Raw genomic sequence first — 15,746 nt, 5'->3', positions numbered from 1 at the left:
ATTATATGTCTAAGTACTTGTTTAAATAATCCGATCGTTCTTTTAGGCTTTCAATATAACTGTCTTCCGCATGGCCAGAAACAATATTGTAGCTGTACCGTCTAAAGGTTTGAATGATATCGTTTAGTCCCGTATTGCCTACTTTTAGTGTAACTTGAATTAAATCACTATTCATTTTTGAAACAAAAGCACCAAGTAGTTTACCGCCATTAGATTCTACAATTTGGCTAATTTCGCTAAAAGAATAATCGTTAATCAATTTTTCGACTACTAAAATACCTCCAGGTTCAGAGAAAAAAGGCGATTCGCTAAACATGTTGATAACATCGTTAAGTTCGTAATAGCCTAAGTATTTGTTTTGTTCACTTAAAATGGGCATGATGTTGGTTGAGTTTTTAGCAAATGCTTCTAAAACATCTAGCCAAACAGTAGTGTCTCGCACAAAAAAATCTCCAAATGTATATTGATATTCCGATAGTGGTTTTTCACTATCGAAACAATGGGCATCGGTTTCTGAAAAACAGCCTAAATAGGTGCCGTTTTCATCCGACACTGGAATATGTGAAAACGTTAACTGATTAAACAGTAATTGTAGTTCACTAATTTTACTAGTGTTTTTAAGTGGTTTTATATCGTTTATAATATATTCTGAAAGTTCCATAACGCCTTTTAATAGGTATGCAAATTAATCAAAAAAATAGCAATTATGCTTGTTCTACTTTGTATTTTTGTTTTTTAAAATGTATTTATGACAAAGTTAAGTGTTAATATAAATAAGATAGCGACATTAAGAAACTCTAGAGGTGGTGATGTGCCTAATGTTGTTGAGTTTGCTAAAGATGTACAACGATTTGGTGCAGAGGGTGTTACTATACATCCAAGGCCAGATGAACGCCATATTCGATATCAAGATGCACGTGATTTAAAACCAGAAGTTTACACGGAATATAATATTGAAGGCAATCCTGTGGAATCATTTTTAAAACTAGTTTTAGAAGTGAAACCTACACAGGTTACCTTAGTGCCCGATGCGGTTGATGCTATAACGAGTAACGCAGGTTGGGATACTATAAAACATAAAGATTTTTTAGTTGATATGATTAAGGAATTCCAAAATAACGGTATTAGAACCTCCATTTTTGTAGATCCTGTTTTGGAACAAATTGAAGGAGCGAAAGCCACAGGGACCGATCGAGTAGAACTATACACCGAAGCTTTTGCGCACCAATATGGTTTAGGAAATAAAGGAGCTATTAAACCTTATTTTGAAAGTGCCGAATTGGCTAATAATTTAGGTATGGGTATAAATGCTGGTCACGATTTATCTTTAGAGAATATTGAGTTTTTTAAACAAAATATCCCAGGATTATTAGAGGTGTCTATTGGTCATGCTTTAATTGCCGAAAGTTTATATTTGGGTGTAGAGAATGTAATCCAGATGTATTTAAGAAAGCTTAAATAGGGTTTATTTACAGTCGCAGTTTATTTTTAATTTGTTAAGCAATGAAATAATAGTTTTCTGTTTTAAGGATTAATAGTAGTTTATGGAAGAAAAAGAGTTGTTATATTCAAATATATTAGGAGAAGGAAAGCCATTTGTAATTCTACATGGTTTTTTGGGTATGAGTGATAATTGGAAAACACACGGAAAACATCTTTCCGAACAGGGTTTCGAGGTTCATTTGGTAGATCAAAGAAATCACGGTAGAAGTTTTTGGGATGCTAATTTTAGTTATGAAGTGCTTGCGGAAGATTTAAATAAGTACTGTGAAGCGCATAATTTAAAGGATATTATATTACTTGGGCATTCTATGGGAGGTAAAACTGCTATGCTTTTTGCTTGCGAATATCCAGAATTGGTTTCAAAATTAATAGTAGCAGATATTTCTCCGCGTTTTTATCCGGTGCATCACGATGGAATTTTAGAGGGATTAAGTGCCTTAAATTTTGATGTTATTAAAAGTAGAGGCGAGGCCGATAAAATGTTAAGTGGTTATGTTGATGATGTTGGGACACGACAGTTTTTATTGAAAAATCTATATTGGATTGAAAAAGGGAAATTAGCATTAAGAATAAATCTTGATGTTTTAAAAGAAGAAGTTGCAGAAGTCGGTGAAGCTTTACCAAGTTATTCTAATTTTAATAAACCAACATTGTTTATGCGTGGTGATCGCTCTGAATATATTGGTGTTGGTGATGAAGCAATAATTAAAAATCATTTTTCTGATTTTGAAATCGTTACTATTGCAAATGCAGGCCATTGGTTGCATGCAGAAAATCCAAAAGACTTTTTTGCAGCTTTGATAAAATTTGTTGAATCTTAAAATAAAAATACTATGAACACAATAATTAAACTTTTAGTAAATGCTATCGCTGTATTTGTGTTAGCAAATGTGCTTTCGGGCGTTCAGGTAGATGGTTATATGTCTGCTATAATTGTAGCTTTAGTATTATCGATTTTAAACCTTTTAGTAAAACCTATTTTAGTCATCTTTACACTGCCAGTAACCGTTATAACATTAGGCTTGTTTTTGTTAGTGATTAATGGATTAATTATTCTTCTGGCCGATGAGTTTATTAGTGGTTTTTCTGTAGATAATATTTGGTGGGCTATATTGTTTAGTGTGCTTTTATCAATCCTTCAATCTATATTGCAATCCTTTTTTACTACCGATAAAAAGGCATAATAGAACCTTGATAATAATAAAATAAGCACGAATAAAAACTCTAGTATCGAAAATGGCTTGAGGTAATGTCTTGTGTGTAAAGGAAACGTCATAAAATCAGCAAATTAAAAACTTTGTTGGGATGTAAAAATATTGTACTTTTGCATGCCGATTTTAGTTGCAAAAATATCTAATAATTAATCAGATTATTTTTTTATTAAAATTCGGTTTTCCTATTAAATAAGGGAAACTAAAAGAAATGTAAGGTTTTAAACCTAATTGTTAAATGCCTTTTCAGGCTTATATCATTAAAAATGAATATTACAAGAGAAAACGTTGATGCATTAAATGCTGTGGTAAAAGTAGATATCGCTAAAGAAGATTATAGCGATAAAGTTGAAAAAATATTACTTGATTACCGTAAAACAGCAAATATTCCTGGATTTAGAAAAGGGCATGTGCCAATGGGAATGGTGAAAAAACAATACGGTAAATCCGTTTTAGTTGATGAAGTAAACAAGCTTTTACAAGATGCTTTAAATAAGTATTTAACTGAAGAGAAATTAGATGTTCTTGGACAACCCTTACCAAAAACTCAAGACGAAATTGATTGGGATGGTGATAAATTTACATTCGAATTCGAATTAGGCTTAGCTCCAGAATTTGAGGTTGAGTTAAAAGGTAAAAAAGCAATCACGCAATATAATATTATTGCTGATGATAAAATGATTGATGAGCAAATTGAGCGTATTCAAAAACAATATGGAAAATTAATTCCTCAAGATGTTGTTGATGCAGATAGCGAAATTACTGGAACTTACACAAACGAAGAAAAAGAAGTTAATAATACAGTAACTTTAACTTTAGATAAATTTAAAGGAAAAGCAACTGCTAAGCAATTTGTTGGAGCTAAAGCTGGAGATGTTATTGTATTAAAAACAAAAGGTCTTTTTGAGGATGATCATGATTTAATGCATGCATTAAAATTAGGTCACGATGAAATCCATGGTTTAGATATTGAAGTATCTTTTACTATTACTGAAGTTAACCAAAGAGAATTAGCCGATTTAGACCAAGAGTTATTCGATAAGCTTTTTGGAGAAGGTACAGTTAAATCTGTTTCAGAAGTAAGAGAAAAAATAAAAGAAGATGCTGAAAAGCAATTCGTGCAACAAGCAGATCAGAAGTTATTAAACGATGTAACTGAACATTTAGTTGAAAATACTAAATTCGATTTACCAGCTGAGTTTTTAACTAAATGGATGCAAACTGCAGGTGAGCAACCTATAGATGCGGATCAAGCTAAAGAAGAGTATGAGAAGTCTGAAAAAAGCTTACGTTACCAATTAATAGAAGGTAAATTAATTGAGGCAAATAACGTGCAAGTTACTATGGACGATATTAAAAATCATGCAAGAGAGATGATTAAAGGGCAAATGGCTCAATTTGGTCAAATGAATCCTTCAGATAAAGAATTGGATGATATTGCTGCTCGTGTGTTATCAGATCAAAAAGAAGCACGCCGTATTTCAGAACAATTAGTAAGTCAAAAATTATTATCTGTTTACAAAGAAAAAGCAAATCTTGAAGTTAAAGAATTGAGTTACGAAAACTTTGTTAAAGAAGTTTACGGCGACAAATAAATAAATAAATAATGTTTATCTTTAGGCGCTTAAATCTATTAGATTTAAGCGCCTTTTTATTAAAAACATACTTTTTATCACATCATAGATATATCTGTCTATAACGTGTTAATCGAAATAAATAATATAATAGATATGGATTACGCAAAAGAATTTGAAAAATTCGCGATAAAGGATCAAGGAATAAGCAGTACATATTACAATAAAATTGTTAGTAGTATGATGCCTCAAAACATGACGCCTTATATTATAGAAGAACGTCAATTAAACATCTCTCAACTAGATGTGTTTTCAAGATTAATGATGGATCGTATCCTTTTCTTAGGAACAGGAATTGACGATAATATTGCTAATATTATACAAGCACAGCTTTTGTTTTTAGAAAGTGTAGATGCTAATAAAGACATTCAAATGTACATCAACTCTCCAGGAGGAAGTGTATATGCAGGTTTAGGTATTTACGATACTATGCAATTTATTAAACCAGATGTAGCAACTATCTGTACAGGTATGGCGGCTTCAATGGGTGCTGTTTTATTGTGCGCAGGAACAAAAGGAAAACGTAGTGGATTAACGCATTCTCGTGTTATGATTCATCAACCTTTAGGTGGTGCTCAAGGGCAAGCGAGTGATATTGAAATTACGGCTAGAGAAATTTTAATTTTAAAAGAAGAACTTTATAAAATTATAAGTAAGCATTCTGGTCAGGATTACGACAAAGTATATGAAGATAGTGATAGAGACTACTGGATGAAATCGGATAAAGCGAAAGAATACGGTATGATCGATGAGATTTTAGCACGTAATTAATAAAAAATCACTAACTTTAAATTATTGATACAAAGAGGCTTGAGGTTTTAGAGCGTCAAAATAAGGAAGATTGAATGGCAAAAGAAGAATTAGAATGTTCGTTTTGTGGTCGTAAAAAACCTGAAACAAACCTATTAATAGCGGGATTAGATGCTCACATCTGTGATAGATGTATAGAGCAAGCGCATGGTATTGTTATAGAAGAATCTAAACAAAGCGATAGCAGCGATTTATCTGCAGAATTAAAGTTACGCAAGCCTTTACAGATAAAGGGGTTTTTAGATGAATATATTATCGGGCAAGACATGACTAAAAAAGTAATGTCTGTTGCTGTGTATAATCACTATAAGCGTTTGTTGCAGCCGCCAACAAATGATGATATTGAAATACAAAAAAGTAATATCATTATGGTTGGGCAAACCGGTACAGGTAAAACCTTAATGGCAAAAACCATTGCTAAAATGCTTAATGTACCTTTAGCTATTGTAGATGCTACTGTTTTAACAGAAGCTGGTTATGTAGGTGAAGATGTTGAAAGTATTTTAACGCGTTTATTACAAGCTGCGGATTATAATTTAGAAAAAGCTGAAAAGGGAATTGTTTTTATTGATGAAATCGATAAAATTGCCCGAAAGAGTGATAATCCATCAATAACTAGAGATGTTTCTGGTGAAGGTGTTCAACAAGCTTTATTAAAGTTATTAGAAGGTACAGTTGTTAATGTGCCACCAAAAGGCGGACGTAAGCATCCAGATCAAAAATTTATAGAGGTTAACACCGAAAATATTTTGTTTATAGCTGGTGGTGCTTTCGATGGTATTGATCGTGTAATTTCTAATAGATTAAATATGCAAGCGGTAGGGTATAGCGCATCAATTTCTGATGATGTTGTAGATAAAGACCACTTATTACAATATATTATTCCGAAGGATTTAAAAGATTTTGGATTAATTCCAGAAATTATTGGCCGTCTTCCTGTATTAACATACATGGATCCTTTAGATGCTAAAACATTAAGAGCTATTTTAACTGAACCTAAAAATGCTATTATTAAGCAGTATAAAAAACTGTTTAAAATGGATGAAGTAGATTTCGTTATAACCGATGGTGCTTTAGATTTTATTGTAGGTAAAGCTATCGAATATAAATTAGGAGCTAGAGGGTTACGTTCTTTATGTGAAGAAATTTTAACCGATGCTATGTTTGAATTGCCAAGCAGCGATGATAAAAAATTAAATGTAACTAAGGCTTACGCCGAAGGAAAACTAACAAAAACAACTATTAAGAAATTGAAAGCAGTTTCTTAATCTGTTACTTGTTATAATAATAAAAAACCATTTGTAAATAAATTTACAAATGGTTTTTTGTTTTATAAAAGGCCCCTATCTTTTATGTTTTTCGTGAAAGTGTTTAAAGAGGCTCTTCTTAAATAAGAAACCGACACAACTAAAAGTTGGTGTCGGTTTCAAAATTAACTAGTCTTAGGGAGTCGTTTTGTTTTAGTTATTAATCATCACTTTGTTAATAACGTGTATTACTCCATTTCCAGCTTGAACATCAACAGCTATAATACCAATATCCGTAGCTCCAGATCCATCTGTTATATTTGCAATGTTACTACCAGTTCCAGGAAGTGTAATAGTAATATTATCACCTTCAATAGTTTCTGCTGTAGTTTCACCAGGATTATTAAGCATACTTGCCGTAATGTTGGCTTCTTTAATTACATGGTGTAATAATATTTGCGTTAATGCATCTTCTGCAGGAATTACAGATAATGCAGAGAAAGCATCATTGGTTGGCGCAAATACAGTAAAGCTTGGATCTAAATTATCTGAATTTCCAGTTTCTGTTCTAGCTAAAATAGCAGCAAAATCCGTAGCAGGGGTTAGAGATGTTAAAGCTTGCACTAAAGTTGAAAAAGTTGGATCTGCAACAGCAAAAGTAACTACAGTTGGTATGTCTATCACAGTATCTATTGCGTGTATAATACCATTTGTTCCAACTATATCTGCTTGCGTTACTGTAGATATTCCATTAAACATTACACCATTAGATGTGTTATAATACAAACTCAAGGCATTATCGCCTGGGCCTGTTGCTCCTGTATTAGTGTATCCCGCTCCTGCATCTACTAAAGCAGTCGATGTTACTGTAGAACTTATAATCACATGGTTAAGTAGTATTTGGGATAGTGCGGCAGTGTCTACATCGCCTAAAGCTGTACCGTCTAAAAACGTACTAAAAGCGCTATTGTTTGGTGCTAATACTGTAAAAGGTCCATCGGCACTAAGTACATTAACTAAGTCTCCATCTGCAGAGCCTAAAGCAGCTACTAAACTTGAGAAATCTGAATTTGCCGCAGCAAGATCTACAATATTTGGTAAGTCCAAAACAGCGTCAATAATATGTATAGTTCCGTTTGAAGTATTTATATCAGCGGTGGTTACTGTTGCTACATTATTAAATGTAACACCATTAGAAGTATCAAAATAAATACTGATGTTTAAGTCGTCGGGACCGCTTGCACTTCCTGGTGTGTAACCAGCACCCAGTGATATTAAATCACTTGAAGTTACATCGGCCATGATTACGTGGTTTAAAAGAACTTGTGATAATACATCTGTTGGCACATCTTCAAGAGAAGCAAACCCATTATCAGATAGAAAATTTGCAAAAGCGGTATTTGTTGGCGCTAACACTGTAAAGGGACCATTTCCGCTTAAAACGGTTGCTAGATTTCCATCTGCTCTAGTAAGCGCTGCTACTAATGAGCTTAAGTCGGTTGTTGTTTGTGCTAATTCTACAATGTTTGGTGTTGCATTGTTGGAATTATCATCATCACTACTGCATGATGTTGTTAATAGTGATAGACTAAAAATTGTGATAAAAAAAAGTTTCGTTTTCATAATGTCTAATTTATTTAGTTTTTCTTTAGACAAATATATATAAAATATTGTAATTGTCAAACAATACACATATAAAGGTTAGACAATTTATTTTTTATGATTTATTAATTTATATTATTTTGTTTAACTTTGTTTAGTAAATATTTAGACATGAGTAAATATACAATGGCACAAATTGTAGCCTTAACAGGAATAAAAGCGCATACTTTACGAAAGTGGGAAACTCGATATAATTTCTTGGACCCTGAGCGTACGGATACAAATATTAGGTATTATTCTGATGATCAATTAAAGAAATTATTAAATATAGGTGTGTTAACTAGAAATGGTTACCGGATTTCTAAAATTGATAAAATGTCGGATACTGAAATTCATGAAACTATTTCAGATCGGATTATCGAGGGTAATTATGAAGATGAAATTAGCGGGCTTGTTATTAGTATGCTAAATATGGACGAAGTATCGTTTAATGAGATTTTAAGAACTCAAATTGTCAAAAAAGGTCTTTTAGCTACCGTTACAGAACTTGTATATCCTTTTTTAAACCAGGTTGGTGTACTTTGGGGAATTAATAAAGTGATGCCAGCACAAGAGCATTTTATTTCCAATTTAATAAAAAGGAAAATGTTTGCTTCTATTGATTTGCTTGCCTATCCTAAAAATAATGCACCAAGCATATTAATGTTTTTAACGGAAGATGAATATCACGAAATTGCACTTCTGCTTGCTTATTATATAGCTAGAGAAATGGGATGGCGTGTGTATTACTTGGGGCAAGATGTTCCTACAGAAAATATTAAACAGGTTATTGAAGAGGTTAAACCTAATTTAATGTTGACTATGTTTGTAACTCCAACGGAACAGCCTACTGGTTCTAAAGTTGAAGCTATACTACAGCAAGGTGATGTGCCACTACTTGTTTCTGGAAACCCAACAAATTTAGCAACTATTGTTGATGATAAACGGATTATTTATTTATCTCATCCAAATGATTTAATTGATAACTTGAAGAAAATAAAATCTTTTTAGCAAGAAGTTTTCTTGCTGTTTTATTTTATAATATTGGTTTGCGATAGGGTATAGGTGTTAAATATAACAACATATTTCTTCTTCAATTAAACACATAAAACATTTAGTTCTAATAATTCAGTTATATAATCTCTAGTATTCGAAAGCCTTGGAACTTTATGTTGTCCGCCCAATTTATTATTTTGTTTTAACCAATCATGAAATAGGGCTTTTCTGGCAATAATAATTTTCGGTTTATTTAAAGTAATACAGTTATAGCGTTTCGCTTCGTAATCGGAGTTTAGAGCTTTTAAAGCATTATCAAACAATTCATTAAAATGATCAATATCTGTTGGTGGTGTTTTAAACTCAATAAGCCATTCATGAGCACCTTTTTCTTTTCCTTTCATAAAAATTGGAGCAGCCGTATAATCTACTATTTCGGCTTGTGTTTTAAGGCAAGCATTTTTTAAAGCTTCTTCAGCATTTTCAATAATAAGCTCTTCACCAAAAACATTAATATGATGTTTTGTACGTCCAGATACTTTAATCCTGTAAGGACTTAAAGAGGTGAATCTAATGGTGTCTCCAATTTTATATCGCCACAATCCGGCATTTGTAGTAATAATAACTGCATAGTTTTTAAACATTTCTACTTCACTTAACGGAATTGCTTTTTCTTCGGAAGTAGCATAGATATTCATAGGTATAAATTCATAAAAAATACCATAATCCAACATCAATAGTAATTCATCAGAATCATTTCGATCTTGAATAGCAAAGAAACCTTCCGAAGCATTATAGATTTCATAATACTTAAAGTCCGATTTTGGTAATATCTTCTGGTATTGGTCTTTGTATGGAGTAAAGCTCACGCCACCATGAAAATAAACTTCTAAGTCTGGCCAAACCTCATGTAAACTTTGTTTTCCGGTAGTTTCTAAAACATTATTTAAAAGGACTAACATCCAAGATGGTACGCCCGCTAAACTTGTTACTTTTTCGTTTATAGTTTCATTAACTATCGCTTGCATTTTATGTTCCCAATCGCTCATTAACGACACTTTATTACTTGGTGTGCTGCTATATTCGGCCCAAAAGGGCATGTTGTCAATTAAAATTGCCGACAAATCACCAAAAACTGTTCCTTTAGATCTGTATAACTCTTTACTTCCACCTAGACGTAAACTTTTCCCTGTAAACAATTGCGAATCTTCATTGTTATTTAAATACATGCACAATAAGTCTTTGCTTGCCGCATAATGGCAATCTTCCAAAGATTCTTGGCTTACTGGAATAAATTTGCTTTTTGCTCTGGTGGTACCGCTAGATTTTGCAAACCATTTTATTGGTGTAGGCCAAAATAAATTATTTTCTCCATTTCTAGAGCGGTCAATGATGTCCTGCCAGCCATCATAGTTTTTTATAGGTACACGTTCGGCAAATGTTTTGTAGTTTTTTATAGACTTAAAATCGTATTGTTTACCAAGTTCAGTGTCTTTAGCCATATATATAAGGCTTTGTAGTAATTCATCTTGTACTTCGTTAGGGTATTTTAAAAACAATTCAATTTGATGAAATCGTTTTTTTAAAAACCAAGAAGCAATTGAATTTACTATAGGGATTGGCATATTTATTTTTATCTTTAATTTTTTAAAAATAAGACTTTTTTTTATGACTTACCAAGGTGTTTTGACAAAAATGGAAACGGAATTTTCTAATCCGATTCAGTATTATTTGGTTTTTGATTCTGATTTTATAAATATGAATCAATTATTAGGAAAAACTATTTCTATAGAGTTTATAAAATTCCAATGTTTAAACTGTGGATTAGATAAGCCTATATTTCGTCAAGGTTATGATAAACAGTGCTTTTACAATACTGCACATACAGGAGACTGGATTATGCGTCCCGAACTAAGTACGGCGCATTTAGGTATAGAAGATCGCGATTTAGGATACGAAAAAAAGGTTCAGTTACAACCGCATATTGTGTATTTAGCAAATTCCAGTAATGTTAAAGTTGGTGTTACTAGAAAAACACAAGTACCAACACGTTGGATAGATCAAGGAGCACACGAAGCACTAGAAATTGTTGAAGTGCCAAATAGGTATTTAGCGGGCGTTACAGAGGTTGCGTTAAAGTCTTACGTTGCAGATAAAACAAACTGGCGTAAAATGCTTAAAAACGATATTGAGGACGAAAATTTAATGGAATGGCGTGAACGTTTAAAACAATATATTCCAGATGAAGCTAGAGATTACTTTATTGAAAATAATAGTGAAACACATTTAGAGTTTCCTGTTAATAAATACCCTGAGAAGCCAAAAAGTTTAAATATTAAAAAAGATTTAAAATATACCGGGAAATTAGTAGGGATAAAAGGGCAGTATCTCATTTTTGAGGATGATACCGTTTTTAATATACGTTCTAACGAAGGTTTGGTGGTAAAAATATCTATATAATAAAAAATCCCATTACGATTAAATCGAATGGGATTTTTTATAAGCTTCAAACTATTAAAGACTAAACTTCTTCTTGGTCTCTTAAGTTTTGAATGTAAGCTGCTTTTTTAACTTGACGACGTCTTTTTACCGATGGTTTAGTAAAAAACTGTCCTTCACGTAAATTTTGCATTACTTTAATGTTACGGTGTTTTCTCTTGTAGCGTTTTAAGGCACGCTCTATATTTTCACCATCTTTTACAATAATCTTTAACATAGATACTCTTTTAATTAATTGATTTTAAGTTTTAGGCTTATCCTAAATACGTTTTTAGTACTTTACTTTTTGAGTTTTGTCGCAATCGACGAATCCCTTTTTCTTTTATTTGTCTTACACGTTCCCGTGTTAAACCAAAAGAGTCACCAATTTCTTGGAGGCTCATAGGTTGCTTTTTACTAATGCCATAATAATGACGAATAACTTCTGCTTCTTTTTCCGAAAGGGAATTTAAAGCACGGTTAACTTCTATATTCAATGCATCTTGCATTAAACCAGAATCTGGCCGTGGCGATTCGCTAGAATTCATAACATCGTACAAGTTTGATGTTTCACCTTCCTGAAATGGAGCATCCATAGAAACATGGCGTCCTGAAATTTTCATAGACTGTTTTACATCAGTAAGCGAAAGATCTAATTTGTTTGCAATTTCTTGCGCACTTGGAGGTCTTTCGTTCTCTTGTTCTAAAAATGAGTAGGCTTTATTAATTTTATTAATTGAGCCAATTTTGTTCAAAGGTAATCTAACTATTCGAGATTGTTCGGCTAAAGCTTGAAGAATTGCTTGACGAATCCACCAAACAGCATAAGAAATAAATTTAAACCCTCTAGTTTCATCAAAGCGTTTCGCCGCTTTCACTAGGCCAGCGTTGCCTTCATTGATTAAATCGGGTAGAGTTAGACCTTGATTTTGATATTGTTTTGAGACAGAAACTACAAACCTTAAGTTAGCAGTTGTGAGTGTATCTAGAGCTTTTTGGTCGCCATTTTTTATAAGCTGGGCTAATTCGACCTCTTCTTCAGCTGTAATTAGTGGTATTTTACTAATATCTTGAAGGTATTTGTCTAATGATTTTGACTCGCGGTTGGTAACTTGTTTCGTAATCTTTAATTGCCTCATGTAGTGTTTTTAAAGTTAGACTAATGGGTAATATAATAAGTTTGGGGAGAAAACCTAATTATTTTGGTTTTATATTTTAAAATTGTATATAAATCTAATCTGAAATATTTTTAATATTTAGTACAAAATAAAAGAGACTGCTTTTAAAGGCAGTCTCTTAAATATGTTTGTTAAATTACTAATCTTAGTGATCATCTTCAGAAAACCCAGTTTTTCTGTGACCAGAAATAACATAAATTTCGTCAAGTGTATTATCATAAGTAGCACTATCATAGATCCAATCAAACTCTTCAACTTCAGGATCTGCTCTTTTGTCTACAGGAACACTATAACTTGTGTATTTCACGGTACCACTATATAGTTTGATTTTCACATAAATACTATCAACGGGGTTTCCACTAATTGTAGTCCCTGCATTTTTTAGAATTTTACCTTCCATAATAGTACTTCTAATATAATCAGTGTCTTCTATACTCTCTTCGTTTAAACCTGTTGGTTTAGTACTTGGTAACGCATCTTCTATTGCTGCTGCATTATCAGTTAAATCAACGAAATCAGAGCTTTTAGAACTAAAAGATTCTGCTGTTCCATCAAAAAAGAATTTACTCTTTAATGGGAACACGTTATCAGTGTCTTCTAACCAAACTTCATTTTCATTATTATCAGCCGTATTGTAGATTAATAATTGTACGTCGTGGTCGTAACCAACATATAGTGAAGACATATCTTCATTATATAATTCCCAAAAATAGGTACCAGAATAATCTAATGTGTTACTATCCCAAATTTCTAAATCTTCGTCACATGAGCTAAATGTGAAAGATGCAAATACAAGTAATATGTATATTATATTTTTTTTCATATCTATTTTTTTAAATTATTCTTTAATTAGGGTAACGTCAAAACCAAATGTACCTTGGTTTACTTTATGAGACAACGTCGTTCCAGATATACTTGGATTGAGTATGTCCCATGCTCCCCATGGTGAATCTGTCGAGATTGATGTGTAGGTTGTATTGTCTGAGCTAACATAAAAATAGGTTTTTAATCTATATGCTAATCCGTAGTCTCGTGAACCACAGCAGTATACTCCGCCAAAAAAATCAGTAGCTAAGTAAGTGCTAGGAGCTACTTTTGTTATCACACATCCTGAATCCATAATTTCACCTCTACTATCTCCTGTATAGATACCGCTGTAGTCTATACCAGAATCGGCTACTGGGTGAACTATAACGGTTCTAGTTATTTCTTTCGAAAACCCGTCTGCGTTAACAATAGAATAAGTTATGGAATTTGTTCCTATTGTGCTTGTATCAACACTTCCTGATACCACAACGTTTGCAGTAACGTCTTCTTCGCCTTCAAAAGCAGTTACTCCTGGGTCGCTAAATGCTGACCCTACTGGTAAATACATTGTTTCGTCTCCAACAAATTCGATATCATTATAGAATGTTATTCTTGATACCCCTTCAGTACTGTCGTCTTGTTCACAAGAGATTACAGCAATAAAGAATAATGGTAATATTTTTATTAATATTTTTTTCATGATCTTTTTTTTAAAATTATTTACCAGCTTTTTTGTTCCACCAAATTTTTTCTAATAAATCTAGTTTTTGGCTTGGAGCATTTACATTTCTATTTAATACAGAAGTTGGATATACAGGGGATGCAGGTAGAAGTCCGTTTGTTCTTTCTCGTCCATTAACAGAAATGGTAAGTTGACCAACAGGGAAGTTTAAGAATGCAGCTTCTCTGTCACTTTTAATGTCAATATCATTTACTGAAGGATACTTTGTTCTGTTACGTTCTAGAAATGATTCAATATGTTGGTAATTAGCGTTTGCTACCCATTTTTGCATTGAAATTTGTTCTATGTTTTCTTCTTGTGTTCCATCTACCCATTGCGCATATCCAGAAGATAATATTGAAGTATCAAGAATTGAGTTTTGAGCTAAAGAGGCTGTAATTGCCATATCATAGTATGCTTTAGCATTTGCTAATTCACTTGCTCTAGCATAAACTTCTGCAATGTAAAAGTTTACTTCCCAATCACTCATTAACATGATATCCATGTCTCCTGAAAAAATTGGTTCACTATAAACTTCATCTTCGTCTAATATTCCATCTGCATCTGAATCTTTTTTAGAATCAAAATCACCAAAGAAAGCACCTTCATGTCCATCTGTTGGAGCTGTAAATAATTCATCCAATCTAGGGTCATCATTTACTTTTAAATAGTCAATGAATGTTTTACATCCAATTACATTTGTAGATAGGTAAAGAGCTCCTCCTGCTTCGAACTCACGCATTGGATGTCTTTTTCCTTCTAAAGAATCATCCCAATAAGTTCCCGCTATTTTTGCAGGACTCGTTAAGAATGAATTGTTTTGTATGAACGACAGAACATCGGCATTACTATAGTTCGTCGTTTCTGATTGACGTAACATAAGTTTTAATTTTAATGAGGCAACGAATTTACTCCATTGAGCCATTTCACCTGCATAGATAAAATCGAAAGTAGAAGTTATAGCATACTCCGAATTATCTATTGCTAAAAGAGCGTCTACACGTTTTTCTAAATCAGTATAAATATTTTCGCTAGAATCGAAAACGGGAGATTTTATAGCATCTCCTTGTAAAGCTTCAGTATAAGGAAGGTCTCCCCATACATCTGTCATTATTTGCCAAGTATAAATAGATAAGGCTTCTGCGATATAATAGTAACCTTGGTTAGCTTCATCTGAAGATAACTCCTTAATTCTTTTTAAATCACTTAGAGTGCCAGATGTTAATCCAGTATATTGGTTACTGAAAGAGTCTTCTTGGTATTCACATAGAGTTTTGAACTGTGATGCCGTATATGATTGAGTCCAATACTCACTATAAAAGCCTCCAGCAAATCCAAAATCCCATCCCATTAGATTGTTAGCTAGGCTAACTTGTGCCGTTGGTAAAAGAATTTCGGGAGCGTCTGTTTCTCCTAAAACATCAGGATCCTGATTAACATCTAAATAACTTTCGCAGTTATAAGCGAAGGCTATTAAAACTATCATCGATATTTTTAATATATATTTCTTCATCATTAAA

General features: G+C 32.7%; 16 protein-coding genes. 8 read left to right on the top strand and 8 right to left on the bottom strand.

From position 1 onward, the window contains the following. Position 1: 1 nt before the first annotated feature. Positions 2-661 carry an acetoin utilization protein acuB gene (locus M4I23_RS11595; protein ID WP_249754477.1) on the bottom strand — a complete coding sequence of 220 codons (660 nt, stop codon included), beginning with the start codon at positions 659-661 and terminating at the stop codon, positions 2-4. 87 nt (positions 662-748) lie between these two features. Here M4I23_RS11595 and M4I23_RS11590 point away from each other — a divergent pair, with 87 nt between their 5' ends. The 6 genes from M4I23_RS11590 to clpX all read left to right on the top strand — a co-directional run bounded on the left by M4I23_RS11590 (position 749) and on the right by clpX (position 6,426). Further along, positions 749-1,462: a pyridoxine 5'-phosphate synthase gene (locus M4I23_RS11590; protein WP_249754476.1), complete on the top strand. Its 714-nt coding sequence runs from the start codon at positions 749-751 to the stop codon at positions 1,460-1,462. A gap of 82 nt (positions 1,463-1,544) precedes the next feature. After that, positions 1,545-2,324, top strand: coding sequence for an alpha/beta fold hydrolase (locus M4I23_RS11585; protein WP_158844992.1), 780 nt, complete (start codon positions 1,545-1,547; stop codon positions 2,322-2,324). A gap of 12 nt (positions 2,325-2,336) precedes the next feature. Beyond that, complete coding sequence (locus M4I23_RS11580) at positions 2,337-2,687, top strand: phage holin family protein (RefSeq protein WP_158844989.1); 351 nt, start codon at positions 2,337-2,339, stop codon at positions 2,685-2,687. A 293-nt stretch (positions 2,688-2,980) separates the two neighbouring features. Next, the gene (gene tig, locus M4I23_RS11575; protein ID WP_158844987.1) at positions 2,981-4,309 is read left to right on the top strand and encodes a trigger factor; all 1,329 of its coding nucleotides are present in this window, start codon (positions 2,981-2,983) and stop codon (positions 4,307-4,309) included. Between the two features lie 135 nt (positions 4,310-4,444). Then, on the top strand, positions 4,445-5,119 hold the full coding sequence (gene clpP, locus M4I23_RS11570) for an ATP-dependent Clp endopeptidase proteolytic subunit ClpP (protein WP_158844984.1): 675 nt from the start codon (positions 4,445-4,447) through the stop codon (positions 5,117-5,119). Between the two features lie 74 nt (positions 5,120-5,193). After that, positions 5,194-6,426, top strand: coding sequence for an ATP-dependent Clp protease ATP-binding subunit ClpX (gene clpX / locus M4I23_RS11565; RefSeq protein ID WP_158844981.1), 1,233 nt, complete (start codon positions 5,194-5,196; stop codon positions 6,424-6,426). 192 nt (positions 6,427-6,618) lie between these two features. Here the strand turns inward: clpX and M4I23_RS11560 are convergent, their stop codons facing one another. Next, positions 6,619-8,028, bottom strand: a complete 1,410-nt coding sequence (locus M4I23_RS11560) for a fasciclin domain-containing protein (RefSeq protein WP_249754475.1) — start codon at positions 8,026-8,028, stop codon at positions 6,619-6,621. A 150-nt stretch (positions 8,029-8,178) separates the two neighbouring features. On the opposite strand from M4I23_RS11560, the gene M4I23_RS11555 reads away from it, so the two are divergent. Further along, on the top strand, positions 8,179-9,057 hold the full coding sequence (locus M4I23_RS11555) for a MerR family transcriptional regulator (RefSeq protein ID WP_249754474.1): 879 nt from the start codon (positions 8,179-8,181) through the stop codon (positions 9,055-9,057). A gap of 86 nt (positions 9,058-9,143) precedes the next feature. On the opposite strand, the gene M4I23_RS11550 is transcribed toward M4I23_RS11555, so the two are convergent. After that, on the bottom strand, positions 9,144-10,667 hold the full coding sequence (locus tag M4I23_RS11550) for a GH3 auxin-responsive promoter family protein (protein ID WP_249754473.1): 1,524 nt from the start codon (positions 10,665-10,667) through the stop codon (positions 9,144-9,146). 43 nt (positions 10,668-10,710) lie between these two features. On the opposite strand from M4I23_RS11550, the gene M4I23_RS11545 reads away from it, so the two are divergent. Continuing rightward, positions 10,711-11,502 (top strand): DUF2797 domain-containing protein, encoded by a 792-nt coding sequence (locus M4I23_RS11545; RefSeq protein ID WP_249754472.1) that lies wholly within the window; start codon positions 10,711-10,713, stop codon positions 11,500-11,502. Between the two features lie 61 nt (positions 11,503-11,563). Here the strand turns inward: M4I23_RS11545 and rpsU are convergent, their stop codons facing one another. The 5 genes from rpsU to M4I23_RS11520 all read right to left on the bottom strand — a co-directional run bounded on the left by rpsU (position 11,564) and on the right by M4I23_RS11520 (position 15,742). After that, positions 11,564-11,758, bottom strand: a complete 195-nt coding sequence (gene rpsU, locus M4I23_RS11540) for a 30S ribosomal protein S21 (RefSeq protein WP_158844967.1) — start codon at positions 11,756-11,758, stop codon at positions 11,564-11,566. Positions 11,759-11,795: 37 nt separating this feature from the next. Then, positions 11,796-12,659: an RNA polymerase sigma factor RpoD/SigA gene (locus M4I23_RS11535; protein WP_158844964.1), complete on the bottom strand. Its 864-nt coding sequence runs from the start codon at positions 12,657-12,659 to the stop codon at positions 11,796-11,798. A gap of 184 nt (positions 12,660-12,843) precedes the next feature. Then, a complete protein-coding gene (locus tag M4I23_RS11530; protein ID WP_158844961.1) occupies positions 12,844-13,521 on the bottom strand; it encodes a lipid-binding protein in 678 nt (225 codons plus the stop codon). 15 nt (positions 13,522-13,536) lie between these two features. Further along, positions 13,537-14,205 carry an immunoglobulin-like domain-containing protein gene (locus M4I23_RS11525; protein WP_262922259.1) on the bottom strand — a complete coding sequence of 223 codons (669 nt, stop codon included), beginning with the start codon at positions 14,203-14,205 and terminating at the stop codon, positions 13,537-13,539. Between the two features lie 16 nt (positions 14,206-14,221). Beyond that, positions 14,222-15,742 (bottom strand): SusD/RagB family nutrient-binding outer membrane lipoprotein, encoded by a 1,521-nt coding sequence (locus tag M4I23_RS11520; RefSeq protein WP_249754471.1) that lies wholly within the window; start codon positions 15,740-15,742, stop codon positions 14,222-14,224. Positions 15,743-15,746: the final 4 nt, after the last annotated feature.

The organism is Algibacter sp. L4_22, from assembly GCF_023473045.1.
Classification (GTDB): Bacteria; Bacteroidota; Bacteroidia; order Flavobacteriales; family Flavobacteriaceae; genus Algibacter.
Note: the sequence above shows the minus strand (reverse complement) of the source record. Positions and strands in the feature narration are given on the sequence as shown.

Coding starts and splice junctions, on each gene's coding strand:
- M4I23_RS11595 (WP_249754477.1), bottom strand. CDS start 661: ATGGAACTTTCAGAATATATTATAAACGATATAAAACCACTTAAAAAC.
- M4I23_RS11590 (WP_249754476.1), top strand. CDS start 749: ATGACAAAGTTAAGTGTTAATATAAATAAGATAGCGACATTAAGAAAC.
- M4I23_RS11585 (WP_158844992.1), top strand. CDS start 1,545: ATGGAAGAAAAAGAGTTGTTATATTCAAATATATTAGGAGAAGGAAAG.
- M4I23_RS11580 (WP_158844989.1), top strand. CDS start 2,337: ATGAACACAATAATTAAACTTTTAGTAAATGCTATCGCTGTATTTGTG.
- tig (WP_158844987.1), top strand. CDS start 2,981: ATGAATATTACAAGAGAAAACGTTGATGCATTAAATGCTGTGGTAAAA.
- clpP (WP_158844984.1), top strand. CDS start 4,445: ATGGATTACGCAAAAGAATTTGAAAAATTCGCGATAAAGGATCAAGGA.
- clpX (WP_158844981.1), top strand. CDS start 5,194: ATGGCAAAAGAAGAATTAGAATGTTCGTTTTGTGGTCGTAAAAAACCT.
- M4I23_RS11560 (WP_249754475.1), bottom strand. CDS start 8,028: ATGAAAACGAAACTTTTTTTTATCACAATTTTTAGTCTATCACTATTA.
- M4I23_RS11555 (WP_249754474.1), top strand. CDS start 8,179: ATGAGTAAATATACAATGGCACAAATTGTAGCCTTAACAGGAATAAAA.
- M4I23_RS11550 (WP_249754473.1), bottom strand. CDS start 10,667: ATGCCAATCCCTATAGTAAATTCAATTGCTTCTTGGTTTTTAAAAAAA.
- M4I23_RS11545 (WP_249754472.1), top strand. CDS start 10,711: ATGACTTACCAAGGTGTTTTGACAAAAATGGAAACGGAATTTTCTAAT.
- rpsU (WP_158844967.1), bottom strand. CDS start 11,758: ATGTTAAAGATTATTGTAAAAGATGGTGAAAATATAGAGCGTGCCTTA.
- M4I23_RS11535 (WP_158844964.1), bottom strand. CDS start 12,659: ATGAGGCAATTAAAGATTACGAAACAAGTTACCAACCGCGAGTCAAAA.
- M4I23_RS11530 (WP_158844961.1), bottom strand. CDS start 13,521: ATGAAAAAAAATATAATATACATATTACTTGTATTTGCATCTTTCACA.
- M4I23_RS11525 (WP_262922259.1), bottom strand. CDS start 14,205: ATGAAAAAAATATTAATAAAAATATTACCATTATTCTTTATTGCTGTA.
- M4I23_RS11520 (WP_249754471.1), bottom strand. CDS start 15,742: ATGATGAAGAAATATATATTAAAAATATCGATGATAGTTTTAATAGCC.